An 18288-nucleotide genomic window follows, 5' to 3' on the forward strand; every position below is an offset into this window, starting at 1 on the left:
AAGTTGAGTCAGGTGTACTCAACCAGAACGGGAGCGCCTTGATGACACAACCACAGCTCCTTCCCCTGCTTCCACTGGACGCCGACGTCGTGCTGCCGGGCATGGTCGCCCCGTTCGAACTCACGGCGGCGGAGACCCGCGCCGCCGTCGAGTCCGCACAGGCCAGGACACCCGGCTCCACGACGCTGCCCGGCATCCGCTCGATCCAGACCGGCAAGCCAGAGCTGCTGATCGTGCCGCGCATCGACGGCGAGCTCGCCGACATGGGCACGGTCGCCACCGTCGAGCGGGTCGGCAGGCTTCCCGGCGGCGGCGAGGCCGCGCTGCTGCGCGGCACCCGGCGGGCCCGGGTCGGCGAGACCGCCGAGGGCCCAGGAGACGCCCGCTGGGTGCGCGCCGAGCCCGCCGACGAGCCGGCGCCCGACGACCGCGCACGCGAGCTGGCCGCCGAGTTCAAGTCCGTCGTCATCGCACTCCTGCGCGAGCGTGGCAACGACCGGATGATCGACGCCGTGCAGCGGCTCGACGACCCGTCGGCCATCGCCGACCTCGCCGGCAACGCCCCGTACCTGCGCGCCGAGCAGAAACTCGACCTGCTGCGCACCCTCGACGTCACCGCCCGGCTGGAGACGGCCCTCGACTCGGCCCGCGCCTACCTCGCCGAGCTCGAGGTCAGCGAGGAGATCCGCAAGGACGTCGAGCAGGGCATGGAGAAGCAGCAGAAGGAGTTCCTGCTGCGCCGGCAGCTGGAGGCCATCCGCAAGGAGCTCGGCGAGCTCGACGGGAGCGGTGCGGACGACGACTACCGCGCCAAGGTGGAGGCCGCCGACCTGCCCGAGCACGTCCGCAAGGCCGCGCTGGCCGAGGTGGACAAGCTCGAACGCGCGTCCGAGCAGTCGCCGGAGTCCGGCTGGATCCGGACGTGGCTCGACACGGTACTCGAGCTGCCGTGGCGCGTCCGCACCACCGACGTGCACGACATCGCGGGCGCGCGGGAGGTCCTCGACGCCGATCACGCCGGCCTGGACGACGTGAAGGAACGGATCGTCGAGTACCTGGCCGTGCGCAGGCGGCGTGCCGAGAGCACGGTCGGTGGCCGGCACTCCGGCGCCGTGCTGGCGCTGGTCGGCCCGCCCGGTGTCGGCAAGACGTCGCTGGGCGAGTCGGTGGCCAAGGCCATGGGCCGCAACTTCGTCCGGGTGGCGCTCGGCGGCGTGCGCGACGAGGCCGAGATCCGCGGCCACCGGCGCACCTACGTCGGCGCGCTGCCCGGCCGGATCGTCCGGGCGATCTCGGAGGCCGGGTCGATGAACCCGGTGGTGCTGCTGGACGAGGTCGACAAGGTGGGCGCCGACTACCGGGGCGACCCCACCGCCGCGCTGCTCGAGGTGCTGGACCCGGAACAGAACCACACGTTCCGCGACCACTACCTCGAGGTCGAGCTGGACCTCTCCGACGTCGTCTTCCTCGCCACCGCCAACGCGCTGGAGACCATCCCGGGACCGCTGCTCGACCGGATGGAGCTCGTGTCGCTGGACGGCTACACCGAGCACGAGAAAGTCGTCATCGGCCGCGACCACCTGCTGCCTCGGGAACTGGAGCGCGCCGGGCTGTCCCCCGGCGACGTGGAGGTCACCGACGCGGCACTGCGCCGGATCGCCACGGAGTACACCCGCGAAGCCGGCGTGCGCGAGCTCAACCGCACACTCGCCAAGGTGCTGCGCAAGGTCACCACGCGGGTCGCGCTCGGCGAGGCGGACCTGCCGGTGCACGTCGACGCCGATGATCTGGGCGGCTACCTGGGCAGGCCCCGGCACGTGCCGGAGTGGGCGCTGCCCGCCGGCGAGCAGCGCACCGCCATCCCCGGCGTGGCGACCGGTCTCGCGGTGACCGGCGCGGGCGGGGACGTGCTCTACGTCGAGGCGTCGCTGGCGGACGCCGAGACAGGTGGCACCGGGCTCACGCTCACCGGCCAGCTCGGTGACGTCATGAAGGAGTCGGCACAGATCGCGTTGTCGTACCTGCGCTCGCACGGTGCCGAGCTGGAACTTCCGGTGGGCGACCTCGCCGAACGCGGCGTGCACCTGCACGTACCGGCGGGCGCGGTACCCAAGGACGGTCCGTCGGCCGGCGTCACGATGACGACGGCGCTCGCGTCGCTGCTGTCCGGCAGGCCGGTGCGGGCGGATGTCGCGATGACCGGCGAGGTGTCGCTGACCGGCCGCGTGTTGCCGATCGGCGGGGTGAAGCAGAAGCTGCTCGCCGCGCACCGCGCCGGCCTGCGGACGGTCGTCATCCCGAAGCGCAACGAGCCGGACCTCGACGACGTGCCCGCCGACATCCGCGCCGAGCTGGACGTCCACGCCGTCACCGACGTCCGTGAGGTGCTCGACGTGGCGCTCGAACCGGCCGCCCGCGACCACGCCGCCCTGGCCACGGCGGCCTGAGAACGCACACGGCCCACCCGACTGCAGGCGCCGGGTGGGCCGTGTGTCCCGGGTACGGGGTCAGGCGGCCGTGCGGTTGCGGGACCGCAGGCGCTTGTAGACGAACAGGCCGACCGCGATGACCACGGCCACGATCACGATGATCTGGAAGACGCCCGCGTACTCCTCGACGACGTGCCAGTTGGCGCCGAGCAGGTAACCGGCGACGACGAAGATCGAGTTCCAGATCAGGCTGCCGAGCGTGGTCAGAACGAGGAACTTCCAGAACGCCATCTTCTCGATGCCCGCGGGCAGCGAGATGAAACTCCGGACCAGCGGCACCATGCGCCCGAAGAACACCGCCTTGGTGCCGTGTTTGGCGAACCACTTCTCGGCCACGTCGAAGTCGTCGGCCTTCATCAGCGGCACCTTGCTGATCAGCCAGCGCGTGCGTTCCCGGCCGAGCAGGCGGCCGAGGTAGTAGACGATCAGCGCACCGACCACGGAACCAACCGTGGTCCACAGCAGGGCGCCGAGCAGCGTGAACGTGCCCTGTGCGGCGGTGAATCCGGCCAGCGGCAGGACGAGCTCGCTCGGGATCGGCGGGAAGATGTTGTCGAGGCCGACGGTGATCGCCGCCCCCGGCCCGCCGAGGGCCTCCATGAGGTCGACCGCCCAACCGGCGAGCCCTCCGAGCTCCTCGCTGTTCTCCTGCGCCAGCTGCCGAATCATGCGCCGACAGTAACGCACCCCCGGTGAGCCTCCGCCAAGCACGGCCGGGTGGATCGGTGGAGACGGCATCGCCGCACGGGCTTACCGCCACCCGAAACGTGGTACGCCGCGGACGGCCGGTGACGAAAGGAGACCAACCCATGGCTGAGCAGGACACCATCGCCCGCATCGACGCACTGATCGCCGAGGAGCGCGACCTGCGCTCACGCGCGACCGGCAGCGGCCTCGACGACGACGCCCGCAGCCGGTTGCGGGAGATCCAACAGCAGCTCGACCAGTGCTGGGATCTGCTGCGGCAGCGCCGGGCGCTCGCCGAGTTCGGCGACAACCCCGACAACGCGGAGGTCCGCCCGGCCGGCGAGGTGGAGTCGTATCGGCAGTGACCACGCGCAGGACCTGCCGAGGGGATGCGGGGCACCTGCGCTCGGACTACCGTGATTTCCGGACCTCCTCGCGCAGGGCAGCACGAGGAGCTCGAGCCCGCACCGCTGCGGTGGAGGTGCACCGTTGGACACCCAGACCGGTTTGCGACCGACCCGAATCCAGTTCTCGGCACCGCCTCGTGGCAAGCGCGGGCAGACCCTGCTGAGCCTGGCGAGGACGACCGATCACAAGGTGATCGGGCTGCTGTACATGGGCACGTCGCTGGCGTTCTTCATGGCGGGCGGCCTGATGGCCCTGCTCATCCGCGGCGAGCTGGCACGCCCCGGCCTGCAGTTCTTGTCCCAGGAGCAGTACAACCAGCTGTTCACCATGCACGGCACGGTGATGCTGCTGCTGTACGCGACGCCGATCCTGTTCGCCTTCGCCAACCTCGTCCTGCCGCTGCAGATCGGCTCGCCCGACGTCGCGTTCCCCCGCCTGAACGCCTTCTCGTACTGGCTGTTCCTCTTCGGCGGGCTGATCGTGCTGAGCTCGTTCCTCACTCCCGGCGGCGGCGCGGACTTCGGCTGGACGGCCTACGCCCCGCTGTCCCGGGCCGAGTACTCCCAGGGAATCGGCGGGGACCTGTGGATCACGGGGCTGGCCGTGTCCGGTCTGGGCACCATCCTCGGTGCCGTCAACATGATCACCACGATCGTCTGCCTGCGCGCGCCGGGCATGACGATGTGGCGGATGCCGATCTTCACGTGGAACATCCTGTTCACCAGCGTGCTGATCCTGGCCGCGTTCCCGATCCTGACGGCCGCCCTGTTCGCCCTGCTGGCCGACCGGCAACTCGGCGCGCACGCCTTCGACCCGGCCAACGGCGGCGCGATCCTGTACCAGCATCTGTTCTGGTTCTTCGGCCATCCCGAGGTCTACATCGTCGCGTTGCCGTTCTTCGGGATCATCACCGAGATCATTCCGGTGTTCAGCCGGAAACCGTTGTTCGGCTATCGGCTGATGGTGTTCGCGACGATGGGCATCACGGCGTTGTCGTTCGTGGTGTGGGCCCACCACATGTTCGCCACGGGCGCGGTGCTGCTGCCGTTCTTCTCGTTCCTGACGTTCATGATCGCCGTGCCCACCGGGATCAAGTTCTTCAACTGGATCGGCACCATGTGGAAGGGTCAAATCACCCTGGAGAGCCCGATGCTGTGGTCGCTGGGGTTCCTGGTGACATTCCTGCTCGGCGGGCTCACCGGCATCATCCTGGCCGCGCCGCCGCTGGACTTCCACATCCACGACAGCTACTTCGTGGTGGCGCACTTCCACTACGTGTTGTTCGGGACGATCGTGTTCGCCACGTTCGCCGGCATCTACTTCTGGTTCCCGAAGTTCACGGGCCGGATGATGAACGAGCCGCTGGCGAAGCTGCATTTCTGGCTGACGTTCATCGGCTTCCACACCACGTTCCTCGTGCAGCACTGGCTCGGCGACATGGGCATGCCGCGGCGCTACGCCGACTACCTGCCCGGCGACCAGTTCACGCCGCTGAACATGGTGTCGTCGATCGGCGCGTTCGTCCTCGGGCTGTCGATGCTGCCGTTCGTGTGGAACCTGATGCGCAGTTGGCGCTTCGGCGAGCCGGTGACGGTGGACGACCCGTGGGGCTACGGCAACTCGCTCGAATGGGCCACGACCTGCCCGCCGCCCCGGCACAACTTCACCGAGCTGCCGCGCATCCGGTCGGAGCGACCGGCGTTCGAGCTGCACTACCCGCACATGATCGAGCGGCTGCACAGCGAGGGGCACATCACGCTCACCGGCAGAACGAAACCTCAGGATTCCTCACCGCAACCGCCGGAGAAGAAGGCGTCGGACGCCATCAAGGGCGAGACCGGCTGAGGATGCGACACTCGGCCCGTGGCTGACCGCGACCGTGATGAGGAGGGCCGCGCCCGCAACGCGCGGCCGAGAGACGGGCTCGGCAGGCCGTTGCCGTACGGCTCGCCGGGCGTCGAACGGGCGCCCGAGGGCGTGGTGCGCACACCCGACGAGACCGTGCGCGAGGCACAGCGCCTGCTCGACGAGGGCAAGCCGTTCCATGCCCACGAGGTGCTCGAGGACGCGTGGAAGTCAGGCCCGGACGACGAGCGGGAGCTGTGGCGCGGGCTGGCTCAGCTCGCCGTCGGCGTCACGCATGCCGCGCGCGGCAACCCGACCGGGGCGGCGGCGCTGCTGAGGCGGGGCGCGGACAACATCGAGGGCTACGCGGCCACGCCGCCACACGGCATCGACATCGCCGGGTTGCTCGACTGGGCCCGGACCTTGGCGGCCGGTCTGGGCGGGCACCGGGGGCACAGGGGGCACAGCACTCCGCCCTCCGCCGCCGACATCGCCCCGAAGCTGCGCTGAGGGTTCGGGCGCCCGGACGGCGGCCACGGCTACCGGAACGGCAGACACCGCCGGTGACGCCGGGCGGCACGGCTTGTGGAGCGATCAACCACGCAGCCGCGCACGCAGGGCAGCCACCTCGGCGGGCACGAGTCCGTGGCCGAACAGGTAGGCCTCCGCGTCGAGCTTCTCGGCCACCTCAAGAAGGGCGGCACGGGCCGTCGTCCCGTGAGTCGCGAGCAGATCGGCGATCAGCGGAGCCTCGTCGGGCCAGCCGAGCGCGGACCAGAGCGGGCGCTGCCGGATGACGCTGCGCTCGTAGTCGTCGGCGACGACCTCGGCGGGCACACCGGCCAGGCGCAACAGGAGCAACACGAGCAGTCCGGTCCGGTCGCGGCCGCCAGCGCAGTGCACGAGCACCCCGCCCGGCTTCGCGCGCGCGACCGCGGCGGCCGCCGCGACGACCAGGTCCGGCCGCCGGTCGAGGATGGGACGGTAACAGAGTGGGGTGGCATGCAGGCCCGTGTCGCGATAGTGGGCCCAGAAATCGTCACCCACCGGATCGAGTGGAGCGTGCACGACGTCCAGGCTGTCCGGGACCGCCCCGGCCTCGCCCTCCCGTTCGTCGTCGTTGCGCAGGTCGACGATGGTGCGCACACCGTGGTCCCACAGCGCTGCCCAGCCTTCCCCGGTCAGCCGCTGCGGCGCCTCGGAGCGCACCACAGCACCCCAGCGGGTCGTGCCGCCGCCGGCAACGGGCAGGCCGCCCAGGTCACGCGCGTTGTGGCTGCCGTCCCAGTCCAGGTCGCGGTTCATACCACTGTGGACGCACGGGAGCGCGGACCGTTGCACCGGCGCGACGGCGGCGCCCGGCCTGCCGAGGCCGGGCGCCGCCCTGGGCACGCCGTTACGCCCTGACCATCCCGTGTGGATCGAGGACGAACTTCCGCGCGGCACCGCGGTCGAAGTCCTGATATCCCTGCGGGGCTTCGTTGAGCGGAATTACCGTGGCGTTGACGGCCTTGGCGATCTGCGCCCTGCCGTTGAGAATCATGTTCATCAGCAGCCGGTTGTACCGCTTCACCGGGCATTGGCCGGTGGTGAACGAGTGCGACTTCGCCCAGCCGAGACCGATCCGCACCCCGAGCTGACCGATCTTGGCGTTCTCGTCCTTGGCACCCGGGTCGCCGGTGACGTACAGCCCCGGAATACCGAGCGAGGCACCCGCCCTGGCGATGGTCATGATGTCGTTGAGCACCGTGGCAGGTTGCTCACCGGCATCCCGGCCGTGCCCGCGCGCCTCGAAGCCGACCGCGTCGACTGCGGCGTCCACCTCGGGCTCGCCGGTGATCTGCTCGATCATGTCGGTCAGTTCGGCGTCCTCGCGGAGGTCGACCGTCTCACAGCCGAAGCTGCGCGCCTGCTCGAGCCGTTCCGGAATCATGTCCCCGACGATCACCACGGACGCGCCGAGCAACTGCGCGGCGTGGGCCGCGGCGAGCCCGACGGGCCCGGCACCGGCGACGTACACGGTGGATCCGGTGGTCACCCCGGCGGTGAAGGCGCCGTGGTAGCCGGTCGGGAAGATGTCCGACAGCATGGTCAGGTCGAGGATCTTCTCCAGTGCCTGGTCGCGGTCGGGGAACTTCAGCAGGTTGAAGTCGGCATAGGGCACCATCACGTACTCGGCCTGGCCGCCGATCCAGCCGCCCATGTCGACATAGCCGTACGCCGCGCCGGGCCGGGCCGGGTTGACGTTGAGGCAGATGCCGGTCTTGCCCTCATTGCACATGCGGCAGCGCCCGCAGGCGATGTTGAACGGCACCGAGCAGATGTCGCCCTCCTTGACGAAGAGCACGTCGTCTCCGGTTTCGACGACCTCGCCGGTGATTTCGTGGCCGAGTGTCTGCCCGACCGGTGCGGTCGTGCGGCCACGCACCATGTGCTGGTCGCTGCCGCAAATATTGGTGGTAACGATTTTCAGAATCGCCGCGTGGGGCGCCTTCTGCGGCAGGCCCAATCCTTCGACGACGTCATGAGGAAGCTCGAGTTTCGGGTAATCGATCGACTCGACGCTGACTTCCCCCGGGCCTTTGTAGACGACAACGTGGTTATCCGGCATGGCCAAACCCCTTTGTCTGATCGCCGGTTTCGCATTACGCGAGCGTCTCTGCAACGTAACTCCGCCGCCCGCGACAACACCAGGTGCCGACCGAGTTACTTATTCACCGGAGAACCGCTGCTCGAGTTCATTCACCTCGGGCAGGCCCATGAGGTCGGTGAATTCACCGAACGACGGGACCGCGGGCAGCGCCGCGGCAGGCGTCCCGTCCCGGCGCAGCACGTCGAGCAGCGAGCGGATGCCCGCCGTGGCGGCCAGCAGCGTGCCGATGGGGAAGATCACCAGCGAGAAGCCGAGCTCGGCGATGCGGTCGAGCGGCATCGGCGGGGTGCGGCCGCCCTCGGCCCAGTTGAACACCAGGGGGGCCACCCCGCGCAGTTCGCCCGCCACCCGCTCGATGCCCTCCTCGCTCGTCGGTGCCTCGACGAACAGCACGTCGGCGCCGGCGTCGGCGTAGGACTTGGCGCGGGCGATCGCGTCGTCCAGGCCGTGGACGGCGGCGGCGTCGGTGCGGGCGATGAGCACGAAATCGGGGTCACGGCGCGCGGCCGCGGCGGCGCGGATCTTGCCGACCATCTCCTCGCGGCCGATCACGGCCTTGCCCGACATGTGCCCGCACTTCTTCGGCATCACCTGGTCCTCGAGGTGGATGCCCGCGACCCCGGCCTGCTCGTAGGACCGGACGGTGCGCAGGACGTTGAGGGCGTTGCCGTAGCCGGTGTCGGCATCGGCGATCACGGGGACGTCGACGGCGGACACGATGCGGGTCGCGTTGTCGATCATTTCGGCGCCGGACAGCAGGCCCACGTCGGGCCGCCCGATGAGCGACGCCGTGCTGCCGAATCCGGTCATGTACACGACGTCGAACCCGGCCTGCTCCACCAGCCGGGCCGACAGCGCGTCGTACGCGCCGGGCGCCACGACGGGTTGCCCGGACACGAGCAGCTCGCGCAGCCGCTTGCGCGGCGAGACGGCGGTACCGGCACGATCGCCGAGCAGATCACCCACGACAGCCCTCCTTGTATACAGACACCCCGAATCTACCGGCCATGAGCTTGCCGTGGGAACGCCGAACGACCACAATTGCACACAATCTTGAGCGAGGTGACCTGTGACACAACGGGCTGATCCGGCGACGACGTCGACCGGCCGAGCCGTGGAGACCCTGCGCGAGCTCATTCTGCGGGGCGAGTTCCCGGCTGGAGGCCGGCTCGGCGAGGTGGAGCTGGCCGAGCGGCTCGGGGTGAGCCGGACGCCGGTGCGCGGCGCGCTCACCCGGCTGGCGGCGGAAGGGCTCGTCGAGCTCGTGCCCAACCGCGGGGCCCGGGTCACCACGTGGACGGTCGACGAGCTGGAAGGCGTGTTCGAGCTGCGCACGATGCTCGAACCCCGGCTCACAGCACTCGCGGTGCGCAACGCCGGGCCCGCGGACATCGACGCCCTCGACGACCTCGCCCGCCGGATGGTCGAGATCGGTAGCCCGGGGCCCGGCCAGGACCTCGACGCACTGATGCCCCTCAACCGCGACTTCCACGGCAGACTCGTCGCACTCGCCGCCCATCCCGCACTCGCCAGCGCGCTCGCCGGCGCGGTGCACGCGCCCATCGTGCTGCGCAACTTCCATACCTACGACGAGCAGTCGCTGCGACGCAGCCTCGGTCACCACGTCGAGATCGTCGCGGCGCTGCGCGCCGGCGACGCCGAGTGGGCGCGGGCCGTCATGACCGCCCACCTCCGCAACGCCCGCGCCGTGATGGTCCGGGCAGCGGAGGAGCAGGAGACTCCCTGAGCCGGCGGAGAACGGTCCGGAATGGATCGGCGGCCCGCGTGTCCGCCACTCCGGTAGCCGTGTCGGCCATTCGCGTCACCGTGTCCGCCACTCCGGTAGCCGTGTCGGTCATTCGCGTAGGCGCGTGACGCGAACGCGTCCCCTGTCGTCTGTGTAGTCGGAAAATCCCTGGCCGAACCGCACGATGGAGACTTGCGTTCCCTCCTTGGATGTCCAGATTTTCCCCCACTCGAACCGATATGTGTCCACGTGACGTGATCAATTACCGAGTTACGAAGAAAATTCATGCCATCGGGGTGGCGGTGCCTTACAGTTGGCCGCCGTCGGCGTCCTCGATCGACGCTGTGCCAACGAAACTCGAGCTGATGTCCTTCCAGGGAGCGCATTGTCCGGCACCAACCCGCCCCCGGAGTGGAGCGCGTTCGAAGCTCTCGCGAAGGCTCTGACGCAATGCCGATCCGAAGGGTTGACCGGCGAGCTCCACATCACAGGCAATCCAGGCGCAGGCGTCCATTTCCGGCGGGGCCGGGTGGTGGCGGTCGAAAGTCCCGGATCGCCCGGGGCAGCCGTCCTGCTGATGCGGTCCGGCCGCATCGACGAGGAGGACTGGACGGCGGCCCTGCGCGCCGGTGCGCGTGACCGCCCACCGCAGGAGGAACTCGTCGCGCGCGGGCGGGTCGGGAGCACGGAGCTTCGCGTCGTCGCCCTGATGGCGGCGCAGGACGCCGCCTTCGCGACCGTCACCGGCACCGTCGAGGGCTACACCATCGACCACGGTGAACCCGATGTCGCGTTGCCGATCTCGGACGGCGTCGAGCCGGAGTGGCTGCTGGAGCAGACCACGCGCCGGCTCTCCGCGCTGGCCTCGCTGCGTACGCCCGTGTCGCCGCATCGCGAGCGGGTGTCCGCGACGACGTCGGAAACCGGAGGACTCACCGCCATCCGGCAGGAGATCCTGGCCCGCGCCGACGGACGGCGCACCGCGCGGGACATCGCGTTCCTGATCAGCCGCAGCGTCTACCCGGTGACGATCGAGATATCGCGAATGCTCGCCGAGGGCCTGGTCGAGCACGCGAAACCGGCGACGGTCGTCGCGCCGGGGTCGCTGCGGGCACTCCAGCCCCGCGTGCCCAAGCCGAGCGCCCCCGTCCCCACGCCACCCGAACAGCTGCCCCGCCGCGAACGGGGAGCGCGCGGCCCCGACGAACCCCCGACTCGGAGCGGTTCGGGCAGGCACCGGTTGTTCGGCCGGCTCCGGGCTCGCCCCACCGGGGAGGCCCGCAACCCGGCCGGCGAGAGCTCGTCGAATGAGAAAGGAAACGCATGAATCATGATGTGCTGATCACCGAGTTGCGCACGCTGCGAGAACAGGTCAGCGGTGTCACCGATGCCCTGATCGCCGCGGTCGACGGGCTGACCGTCGTGGCCGACGTGGCGGACACCCTCGACCCCGACAATGTCTCGGCCCTCGCCGCCACCGGCCTGGGCCTCGCGCGCCGGACGACTTCGGTGATCGGCCACGGGACGCTCCGGCAGTTCGTCGTCCAGAGCAGCGGCGGGATCCTCGCCACGTACGCCATCGGCGACGTCGCGCTGCTCGTGGTGCTGGGCGACGAGGGCCTGGACATGGCCCGCCTTCACCAGCAGGTGCTGCCGACGTTGGAACGTCTCGGCTCCCTGCTGAACGCACCACAGGTCGTCGCGAGCTGACGGCGACGGCCTACTCCCTTCCCCTCCCCACCTTTCGCGAAACGAAAAGAGAACCGTGGACACGCTTGGAATCCCGCAGAACATGTCCGACCAGGTCAACCACACCGTCAAGCGGCTGCGCCAGGAGGTGCCCGACTGTCTGGCCGCGGGTGTCGTCGACATGACCACCGGCATGCTGCTGGCGATCGAGACCACCGACAACCACCCCACGGAGGTCCTGGATCTGCTCGCGGGCGCGACGCTCGACATGTTCCAGGGCCGCAACGTCGTGATGATCGAGGACATCTTCAAGGAACGCCGCGGCGTGCAGAACAACGAGCGGTACTTCCAGGAGATCCTGGTCAACAGCGCGAACCTCACCCACCTGTTCGTGCGGAACAACCACATCGAGGACCTCGTGGCCGTCGTGGTGTGCCCGAAGACGGTGAACCTCGGCATGATGTTCGCCGCGACCCGCCGGGTGGTGAAGAGCCAGCTCGGGCAGTGATTTAGCGGCGGCGGTGGCCGGCGTGTCCGCCGTTCCCGTAGGCGTGTCTGCCGTTCCGGTAGCGGGGGGCCGGGGCCTCGCGTGCGTGACGGCGCAACACGGCGACGCAGACGGCACACACGACCACCTGGACGGCAGACACGGCGACGCAGACGGCACACACGACCACCGCCGCCGTGCCCGGCCACCGCCGCCGCGGCCGGCCACCGCTCAGCCGGACCGTTCCCCCCTCACGGCACGCCACGTGAACCCGCTGGACGTCCACAGCAGCGCGCCGGTCACCACGAACACCGACGCCACACCGGCGACGCCCGCGATGGCGCCGGCGCCGAGCGGCACGAGCACCTGGCCGAGCCGGTTACCGGTCAGCCGCAGCGAGAGCGCCGACGCGCGGCTGCGGTGCGACACCAGGGTCACCACCCACGTCATCGTCAGTGGCTGCCCGATCCCCCAGAAGAACCCGACGATCACGAGCAGGATGCCTATCAGCACCGGTTGCTGCGCGAGAGGCAAGAGCGACATCGGCAACGCCGAGCAGAACGTCGCCGACAGCAGCAGCCAGCGCCGGGGTATCACCCGCAGCAGGCCGGGCAGGAACACGCGGGACACGACGGACGACCCGGTACGCAGCATGAGCAGCACGGTCACGAGCAGCACGCTGAACCCGTACTCCTCGCCGAGCACCGGCAGGAAGGCCGACAGCACGTCCATCGACGTCAGCACGACGAGACTGCTGAACACGGCAGGCCGCATCCCGGGGATAGCGAGCATGGTCAACACCGACTGCGCCGACTCCTCCGAGGCGTGCTTGCGGCTGCCGCGCTGCGGCACCGGCATCACGAGCGAGGACGGCACCGCGAACGCGACCAGCGCCGCGAGCGCGAGCAGCGCCGCCGTCGTCGAAACGCCGTCTCCACCGCCGCTGCTGGCCGCCGAGACGAGCCCCGCCACCGGCAGTCCCGCCGTCTGTCCGATGGAGACGGCCAATGACCAGCCGGCGAAGCGCCGGTCCAGGTCCTCCGGTTCCGACAGCAGCGGGATGAAGCCCTGGGATGCCACCACGGCGAGGATTTGGCCGAAACCCAGCAGCGCGTTCCCGATGCCGAGCACCACCAGATCACCGCTGAGCGCGATCACCAGCAACGCCACGACGGTGAGCAGGACGCCGGCACGCAGCATTCCCGCGGGGTGGCCGTTGTCGACGGCCCTACCCACCTGCACGGCGACCACCAGGGGCAGCAGCGAGAACAGCGCCGTGATGATGCCGAGGGCAAGGCCGTCGCCGCCGAGGTCGAGCGACCGGTACGACACCAGCATCCTGGCGGAGTTGTACGCGGCCTGGCTCAAAGCCGTGATCACGCACAGGTGCGGGTACCAGCGCCTCATTGCCTACCTCTAGCGAGTCCTGGCCGCGCGCGGGCAGCCTGCTGACGCCGGCCGCGGGAAGCACCGCGGCGGCCTGGGATAAACGAGGTCAGGAGTCCATGTCGGTCTGCGAGCCCTCGGCCCGGGCCTCGGGATCCTCCGCCCGGATGCGGGACGCCCTCAGGATGTGCTCGGCCATCAGTTCCGAGGCCTGCTTGGCGTCGCCCCGGCGAATGGCCTCCATGATCGCTTCGTGGTCGTCGGCGAGGTCGCCGGCGTGTTTGCCCGTCCAGATGGTGCTAGCGGGGGTGAACCGGCTCCACAACAGTTCCAGGTAGTCCACCACCAGCTGCGAGCTCTGGGCGTAGATCGCGAAGTGCAGTTCCCGGTTCAGCTGCGAGAGCCGCGCCGCGCTGGCTCCTTCGGCACGGGCCTTGTTGAGCTCGGCGTGCTTGGCTTCGATCTGGCGCAGGCCGGCGGGTGTCATCCGCTCGACGGCCATCTCCGTCGCGGTGCTCTCCGCGCTCGCCCGCATGCGGTACAGGTCGACGGCGGCTTCCGGAGCCATCTCCCGGACCGAGGCGCCACGATGCGGCTGGTAGGTGATGGTGCCGTCGGCCTCGAGGGCGCGCAGGGCCTCGCGTACGGGCGTCGGGCTGACGCCGTACCGCTTCGCCAGCACGGTCTGCTTGATCACCTCGCCGGGCTGGATCAGCCCGTTGGCCAGGTCTTCCTTCAGCCGCTCGACCACGTAGGCCACGCGGCTCTGCGGTGGCCGCAACGGCTCGACCTCCGACGTCATGGGGATCCCCTCCTCCAGAGACCGCGATGCCAGGCACCCGACACAGTATGTCGCCACCTGGCCCTGGACAGGTTCCGGACGACCAGGCTGCGCACCATCATGGTCTCTCAATTTGTTATAGACAACACTCTATAGAGTATGTACGTTCCCGGTAGTCGACGAGTGATGTCCGCCTCTCGAAAACCGGAGCCCATGGAAACCACGACGAAGTGGCCGGCCGATCTTGCGGCCATGACCTGGTCCGACCTGTCCCCCTCCGAACACGACGCCGGCACGATCCTGCTGCGCGACGCCCTCGGCATCGCCTCCGCCGGAACCCGTGCCACCGGCCTTCAGCCCACGCTCGACGCACTGCACGCCCTGGGTCCCGGCGACGTGCCGGTCCCCTGGACGGACCTGCGGCTGCCCGCTCCCCAGGCCGCCCTGGCCACGTCGGCGCTGGTGCACGCGTGGGACTTCGACGACACCCATGACGACGCCGTGGTGCACACGATGGCCGTCGCGCTGCCCGCCGCGCTCGCTGCAGGAACGCAGGCACGCCGCTGTGGCCGCGACATCCTCGACGGCCTCGTCGTGGGTGTGCAGGTGCTGAGCAGGCTCGCCCTCGCCGTCGGCCCGCAACCCGGCATGGTGCGCACCGCGGGCCTCGGCGCCCTCGCCGCCGCGGCAGCCGCCGCCCGCACGATCGGCCTCGGGCCCGAGGGCATCGGCAACGCCATGGCGCTCGCGCTTCCCGCGGCCGGATCGCCGCACAGCAGGCAGGTTGTGGAGGACAGCGCCGTCAACAAGCGCCTGCAGCCGGGTTTCGCCGTGCAGGCCGGGATCACCGCCGCCTTCCTCGCCCAGGCCGGTGTCGAGGGGCCCGCGGGTTGGGCCGACGGGACGTACGGCCTGCTCACTCACGCTTCCGGCACCACGGACGTGCTGTCGGCGCCGGGCTGGGAGGGCGCGCATCTCTCGCTCAAGCCGTACCCGGCGTGCCGCTACACCCACGCGGCTATCGCCGCCGCGGCCGAGGCAGCGGCCGGGATTCCGGTCCGGCGCGTGGCCCGCGTGGACGTACACGTGCCGGACGGAGCCGCGTACGCACTGGTGTCCCGCCCGTTCGCCCGCCGCGGCCGTCCGGTGATCGACGCGCAGTTCTCGATCCCGTGGCTCGTGGCCGCGCAGCTGGTCACCGGCGCCGTCGACCTCACGACGATCGCCGGGCCCACCTTGCTCGACGCCGACGTCGAGGCGTTCGCCACCCGCGTCACCGTGCACCAGGACGCGCACGGCACCGCGACGATGGCACCGGCCACCGTCGTGCTGCACACCGACGACGGGCAGCGCCGTGAGGTGACGGCGCCGATGCCCGGTTCGCCGGAGCACCCGCTCACCGAGGCCCAACTCGCCGCCAAGACCGCCGCGTGCGCCCGCGTCGGCGGGCACGATCCGGACCACACGGTCACCGCGATCGCCGAGCTCGCCAAGCACTTCGCCGACCTCTCCCCCACGGACGTCGCCCCAGCACTCGCCGCCCTCGGCTGTTGAACACGTTTTCAAGCAGTCGCCGACAAGAGAAGTGGAGACCATGGACTTCCAGCTGACCGACGAACAGAAAGCCCTCGTCGACTCCGTCACCAAGCTCGCCGAGCGTGAGTTCGCCGCACAGGCGTTCCAGCGCGACGGCTTCGCGTGGGACAGCCTGAAGACGCTCGCCGCCAACGAGCTGACCGGGATGACGCTGCCCGTCGAGCTGGGCGGCCAGGGCGCGGGACTGCTCGACGCGGTGCTCGTGATGATGGCGATCAGCAAGGTGTGCCCGCACAGCGCGGACGCGTTCCAGGCCGCCAACTTCGGCGCCATCCGGCAGATCGCGCACTTCGGCTCCGAGCGGGTGCGCGAGGAGGTGCTCACGCCACTGCTGCGTGGTGAGGCGCTGGTGAGCGCCGGCATGAGCGAACCCGAGGCGGGCACCGCGCTCACCGACCTCACCACCCGCGCGGAGTACGACGGCGGCGATGTCGTGGTCAACGGGCAGAAGTGCTGGAACTCCCACGGTCCGGACATCACCCACTCGGTGGTGTGGTGCCGATTCGGCCCGCGCAGCAGCGACATCGGTGCCGTCGTGATGCCGGTGGACGCACCCGGCTTCTCGCGTGGCAAGCCCGAGACGTACATGTCGGGCGAACGACACTGCCAGCTGTACTTCGACAACGCCCGCGTGCCGAAGGAGTATGTGCTCGCCGACTCGGGCGCCATCAAGAAGATGCTCTCGGTGTTCGGTGTCGAGCGCATGGGCAACGCCTCGCGGGCGCTCGCGCTCGCGGAGTCGGCCTACGAGCGCGCGATCGAGCACGTCAAGAGCCGCAAGGCGTTCGGCCGCACGCTGTCGGAGTTCCAGGGTCTGCAGTGGAAGTTCGCCGACATGCGGGTCCAGCTCGACGCGGCGAAGCTGTTGCTGATGCGTGCGGTGTCCAATGCGGACACCGGAACGCCCGACCCGACCGAAGCCGCCATCGCGAAGCTGCACTGCAACGAGACCGCGTTCAAGGTCGCCAACGATGCGCTGCAGATGTTCGGGGCTAGCGGCTACTCGACCGAGTTTCCGCTGGAGTACATCGTGCGCCGCACGCGCGGCTGGATGATCGCGGGCGGTTCGGTGGAGGTGCTGCGGAACACGATCGCGCAGAACGTGCTCGGCCAGCGGTTCAGCCAGCGCCCGGAGACCGCGGAGGCCGCCCGATGAGCGCCGAGAGACTGACCGCGCACGTCGCCGAATGGGTCTGCGCGCAAGCGGCCGCGCCGTTGCCCGCCGAGGTCGAGCACCACGTCAAGCGGCTCGTCCTCGACCACCTCGCGGGCGTGATCGCCGGCGCCACCACGCCGGTGTCGCGGGCCGTCGCGGCGCACGCGCGCGAGTCCTACGGCGGCGACGGTGCGACCGGCATCGGCGCGGGTAGGCTCTCCGCGCTGGGTGCCGCGCTGGTCAACGGCACGGCCGCACACGGCCTCGAGGTGGACGACGGGTACACGCCGGGCAGCGTGCACCCGAGCGCGGTCGCCCTGCCCGCGGTGCTCGCGGCCGCGCAGCAGGCCGGAGCCGGCCCGGCGCGGACGCTCACAGCGTCGGCCGTCGCGCTGGAGCTCACGTGCCGGCTGGCCGCGGCCGGGCATCCCGCGACGTGGCGCAATCACTTCCACAACACGCCGCTCGCCGGGGTCGTCGCCTCGGCCGCCGGGGTCGCAGGGCTGCTCGGTCTCGACTCCGGGCAGGTCAAGGACGCACTCGGCATCGCGGGGTCGCACGCGGGCGGGCTGTTCGAGTTCCTCGGGCAGTCGGCCGAGGTCAAGCGGGTCCACCCGGGCAAGGCCGCTCGCGACGGCATCGCGAGCGCGCAGCTCGCGGCGGCCGGCGTGACCGGCCCACACACGGTGCTGGAGGGCACTCACGGCTACTTCGCCGCGTTCGCACGCGAGGAATGGTCACCCGAGACGGTTCGCGACGGCCTCGGCTCGCGCTGGACACTCCTCGACACCTACGTCAAGCCATACCCCAGCTGCCGTCACCTGCACGGCCCGATCGACGCCGCACTCGCGCTGCGCGAGCGGCACGGGCTCACGGCAGCCGACGTGACGTCCGCGCACGTGGGCACCTACACGGTGGCGACCCACCATTCCCACACCGAGGTCGACAGCCTGCTCGATGCGCAGATGAGCATCCCGTACGCGGTGGCCGTCGCCGTCGAGCGCGGCCGGGTCGCGCTGACCGAGTTCGACGACGAGGCCCGCGGCGACGCTGAGGTCCGCAGGCTCACGCGCGCGGTGACCGTCGAGGTGGACCAGCACGCGCAGGACGTCTACCCCAAGGCCCGCCCCGCCACGGTGACGCTGACCCTGCGGGACGGCCGCACCGTCACCGAGACCGTCGAGCAGCCCTACGGCGAGCCCGCGAACCCGATGAGCGACGAATCGCTGGCCGGCAAGTTCCACGCGCTCGTGGACCCGCTGCTCGGCGCGCAGGCCTCGGCCGGGCTCGTCGACGCCGTGTGGCGGCTGGACGACCTCGGCTTCCTCGCCCGCGCCGACGAGCTGCTGCGTGCGGCCGTCTGA

The 18288-nt window shown here is 70.3% G+C and carries 17 protein-coding genes; 11 read left to right on the plus strand and 6 right to left on the minus strand.

Going from position 1 to position 18288, the window contains the following annotated elements; translation table 11 throughout:
* Positions 1 to 41: 41 nt before the first annotated feature.
* Positions 42 to 2447, plus strand: coding sequence for an endopeptidase La (gene lon, locus ACFSZT_RS01050; RefSeq protein ID WP_377387306.1), 2406 nt, complete (start codon positions 42 to 44; stop codon positions 2445 to 2447).
* Between the two features lie 60 nt (positions 2448 to 2507).
* On the opposite strand, the gene ACFSZT_RS01055 is transcribed toward lon, so the two are convergent.
* On the minus strand, positions 2508 to 3158 hold the full coding sequence (locus ACFSZT_RS01055) for a DedA family protein (protein ID WP_377387309.1): 651 nt from the start codon (positions 3156 to 3158) through the stop codon (positions 2508 to 2510).
* Positions 3159 to 3298: 140 nt separating this feature from the next.
* Between ACFSZT_RS01055 and ACFSZT_RS01060 the strand changes: the two genes are divergently transcribed.
* The 3 genes from ACFSZT_RS01060 (at position 3299) to ACFSZT_RS01070 (ending at position 5939) form a co-directional block, all read left to right on the plus strand.
* A complete protein-coding gene (locus ACFSZT_RS01060) occupies positions 3299 to 3541 on the plus strand; it encodes a DUF2630 family protein (protein ID WP_377387312.1) in 243 nt (80 codons plus the stop codon).
* Positions 3542 to 3665: 124 nt separating this feature from the next.
* The gene (ctaD, locus tag ACFSZT_RS01065; RefSeq protein WP_377387315.1) at positions 3666 to 5429 is read left to right on the plus strand and encodes an aa3-type cytochrome oxidase subunit I; all 1764 of its coding nucleotides are present in this window, start codon (positions 3666 to 3668) and stop codon (positions 5427 to 5429) included.
* An 18-nt stretch (positions 5430 to 5447) separates the two neighbouring features.
* Positions 5448 to 5939, plus strand: coding sequence for a DUF309 domain-containing protein (locus ACFSZT_RS01070; RefSeq protein WP_377387318.1), 492 nt, complete (start codon positions 5448 to 5450; stop codon positions 5937 to 5939).
* A gap of 84 nt (positions 5940 to 6023) precedes the next feature.
* Here ACFSZT_RS01070 and ACFSZT_RS01075 read toward each other — a convergent pair whose 3' ends face one another.
* From ACFSZT_RS01075 to ACFSZT_RS01085, 3 genes are all read right to left on the minus strand, one after another.
* A complete protein-coding gene (locus ACFSZT_RS01075) occupies positions 6024 to 6734 on the minus strand; it encodes a tyrosine-protein phosphatase (protein ID WP_377387321.1) in 711 nt (236 codons plus the stop codon).
* Between the two features lie 91 nt (positions 6735 to 6825).
* On the minus strand, positions 6826 to 8040 hold the full coding sequence (gene fdhA / locus ACFSZT_RS01080; RefSeq protein ID WP_377387324.1) for a formaldehyde dehydrogenase, glutathione-independent: 1215 nt from the start codon (positions 8038 to 8040) through the stop codon (positions 6826 to 6828).
* Between the two features lie 99 nt (positions 8041 to 8139).
* A complete protein-coding gene (locus ACFSZT_RS01085) occupies positions 8140 to 9048 on the minus strand; it encodes an isocitrate lyase/PEP mutase family protein (protein WP_377387327.1) in 909 nt (302 codons plus the stop codon).
* Positions 9049 to 9151: 103 nt separating this feature from the next.
* Here ACFSZT_RS01085 and ACFSZT_RS01090 point away from each other — a divergent pair, with 103 nt between their 5' ends.
* The 4 genes from ACFSZT_RS01090 to ACFSZT_RS01105 all read left to right on the plus strand — a co-directional run bounded on the left by ACFSZT_RS01090 (position 9152) and on the right by ACFSZT_RS01105 (position 12026).
* Positions 9152 to 9829 carry a GntR family transcriptional regulator gene (locus ACFSZT_RS01090; protein WP_377387330.1) on the plus strand — a complete coding sequence of 226 codons (678 nt, stop codon included), beginning with the start codon at positions 9152 to 9154 and terminating at the stop codon, positions 9827 to 9829.
* A 532-nt stretch (positions 9830 to 10361) separates the two neighbouring features.
* Positions 10362 to 11156 (plus strand): hypothetical protein, encoded by a 795-nt coding sequence (locus ACFSZT_RS01095; RefSeq protein WP_377387333.1) that lies wholly within the window; start codon positions 10362 to 10364, stop codon positions 11154 to 11156.
* The gene (locus ACFSZT_RS01100; protein WP_377387336.1) at positions 11153 to 11539 is read left to right on the plus strand and encodes a roadblock/LC7 domain-containing protein; all 387 of its coding nucleotides are present in this window, start codon (positions 11153 to 11155) and stop codon (positions 11537 to 11539) included. The genes ACFSZT_RS01095 and ACFSZT_RS01100 overlap by 4 nt, the downstream gene beginning before the upstream one ends.
* 55 nt (positions 11540 to 11594) lie before the next feature.
* Positions 11595 to 12026, plus strand: a complete 432-nt coding sequence (locus ACFSZT_RS01105; RefSeq protein WP_377387339.1) for a hypothetical protein — start codon at positions 11595 to 11597, stop codon at positions 12024 to 12026.
* Positions 12027 to 12236: 210 nt separating this feature from the next.
* Here the strand turns inward: ACFSZT_RS01105 and ACFSZT_RS01110 are convergent, their stop codons facing one another.
* Positions 12237 to 13412 (minus strand): MFS transporter, encoded by a 1176-nt coding sequence (locus ACFSZT_RS01110; protein ID WP_377387341.1) that lies wholly within the window; start codon positions 13410 to 13412, stop codon positions 12237 to 12239.
* A gap of 88 nt (positions 13413 to 13500) precedes the next feature.
* Entirely contained in the window at positions 13501 to 14193 is a 693-nt protein-coding gene (locus ACFSZT_RS01115) for a GntR family transcriptional regulator (protein WP_377387344.1), read from the minus strand.
* A 231-nt stretch (positions 14194 to 14424) separates the two neighbouring features.
* Between ACFSZT_RS01115 and ACFSZT_RS01120 the strand changes: the two genes are divergently transcribed.
* The 3 genes from ACFSZT_RS01120 to ACFSZT_RS01130 are packed head-to-tail and all read left to right on the plus strand — an operon-like array spanning position 14425 to position 18288.
* Entirely contained in the window at positions 14425 to 15726 is a 1302-nt protein-coding gene (locus ACFSZT_RS01120) for an MmgE/PrpD family protein (RefSeq protein ID WP_377387347.1), read from the plus strand.
* A 40-nt stretch (positions 15727 to 15766) separates the two neighbouring features.
* Entirely contained in the window at positions 15767 to 16924 is a 1158-nt protein-coding gene (locus tag ACFSZT_RS01125; protein WP_377387350.1) for an acyl-CoA dehydrogenase family protein, read from the plus strand.
* Complete coding sequence (locus ACFSZT_RS01130) at positions 16921 to 18288, plus strand: MmgE/PrpD family protein (protein WP_377387352.1); 1368 nt, start codon at positions 16921 to 16923, stop codon at positions 18286 to 18288. The genes ACFSZT_RS01125 and ACFSZT_RS01130 overlap by 4 nt, the downstream gene beginning before the upstream one ends.

Source organism: Prauserella oleivorans (assembly GCF_042685745.1).
In the GTDB taxonomy this organism is placed as follows: Bacteria; Actinomycetota; Actinomycetes; order Mycobacteriales; family Pseudonocardiaceae; genus Prauserella_A; species Prauserella_A oleivorans.

Bases quoted from the DNA above. Each gene is read 5' to 3' on its own strand.
- lon (WP_377387306.1), top strand. From the start codon at position 42: ATGACACAACCACAGCTCCTTCCCCTGCTTCCACTGGACGCCGACGTC.
- ACFSZT_RS01055 (WP_377387309.1), bottom strand. From the start codon at position 3,158: ATGATTCGGCAGCTGGCGCAGGAGAACAGCGAGGAGCTCGGAGGGCTC.
- ACFSZT_RS01060 (WP_377387312.1), top strand. From the start codon at position 3,299: ATGGCTGAGCAGGACACCATCGCCCGCATCGACGCACTGATCGCCGAG.
- ACFSZT_RS01075 (WP_377387321.1), bottom strand. From the start codon at position 6,734: ATGAACCGCGACCTGGACTGGGACGGCAGCCACAACGCGCGTGACCTG.
- fdhA (WP_377387324.1), bottom strand. From the start codon at position 8,040: ATGCCGGATAACCACGTTGTCGTCTACAAAGGCCCGGGGGAAGTCAGC.
- ACFSZT_RS01100 (WP_377387336.1), top strand. From the start codon at position 11,153: ATGAATCATGATGTGCTGATCACCGAGTTGCGCACGCTGCGAGAACAG.
- ACFSZT_RS01110 (WP_377387341.1), bottom strand. From the start codon at position 13,412: ATGAGGCGCTGGTACCCGCACCTGTGCGTGATCACGGCTTTGAGCCAG.
- ACFSZT_RS01115 (WP_377387344.1), bottom strand. From the start codon at position 14,193: ATGACGTCGGAGGTCGAGCCGTTGCGGCCACCGCAGAGCCGCGTGGCC.
- ACFSZT_RS01120 (WP_377387347.1), top strand. From the start codon at position 14,425: ATGACCTGGTCCGACCTGTCCCCCTCCGAACACGACGCCGGCACGATC.
- ACFSZT_RS01125 (WP_377387350.1), top strand. From the start codon at position 15,767: ATGGACTTCCAGCTGACCGACGAACAGAAAGCCCTCGTCGACTCCGTC.
- ACFSZT_RS01130 (WP_377387352.1), top strand. From the start codon at position 16,921: ATGAGCGCCGAGAGACTGACCGCGCACGTCGCCGAATGGGTCTGCGCG.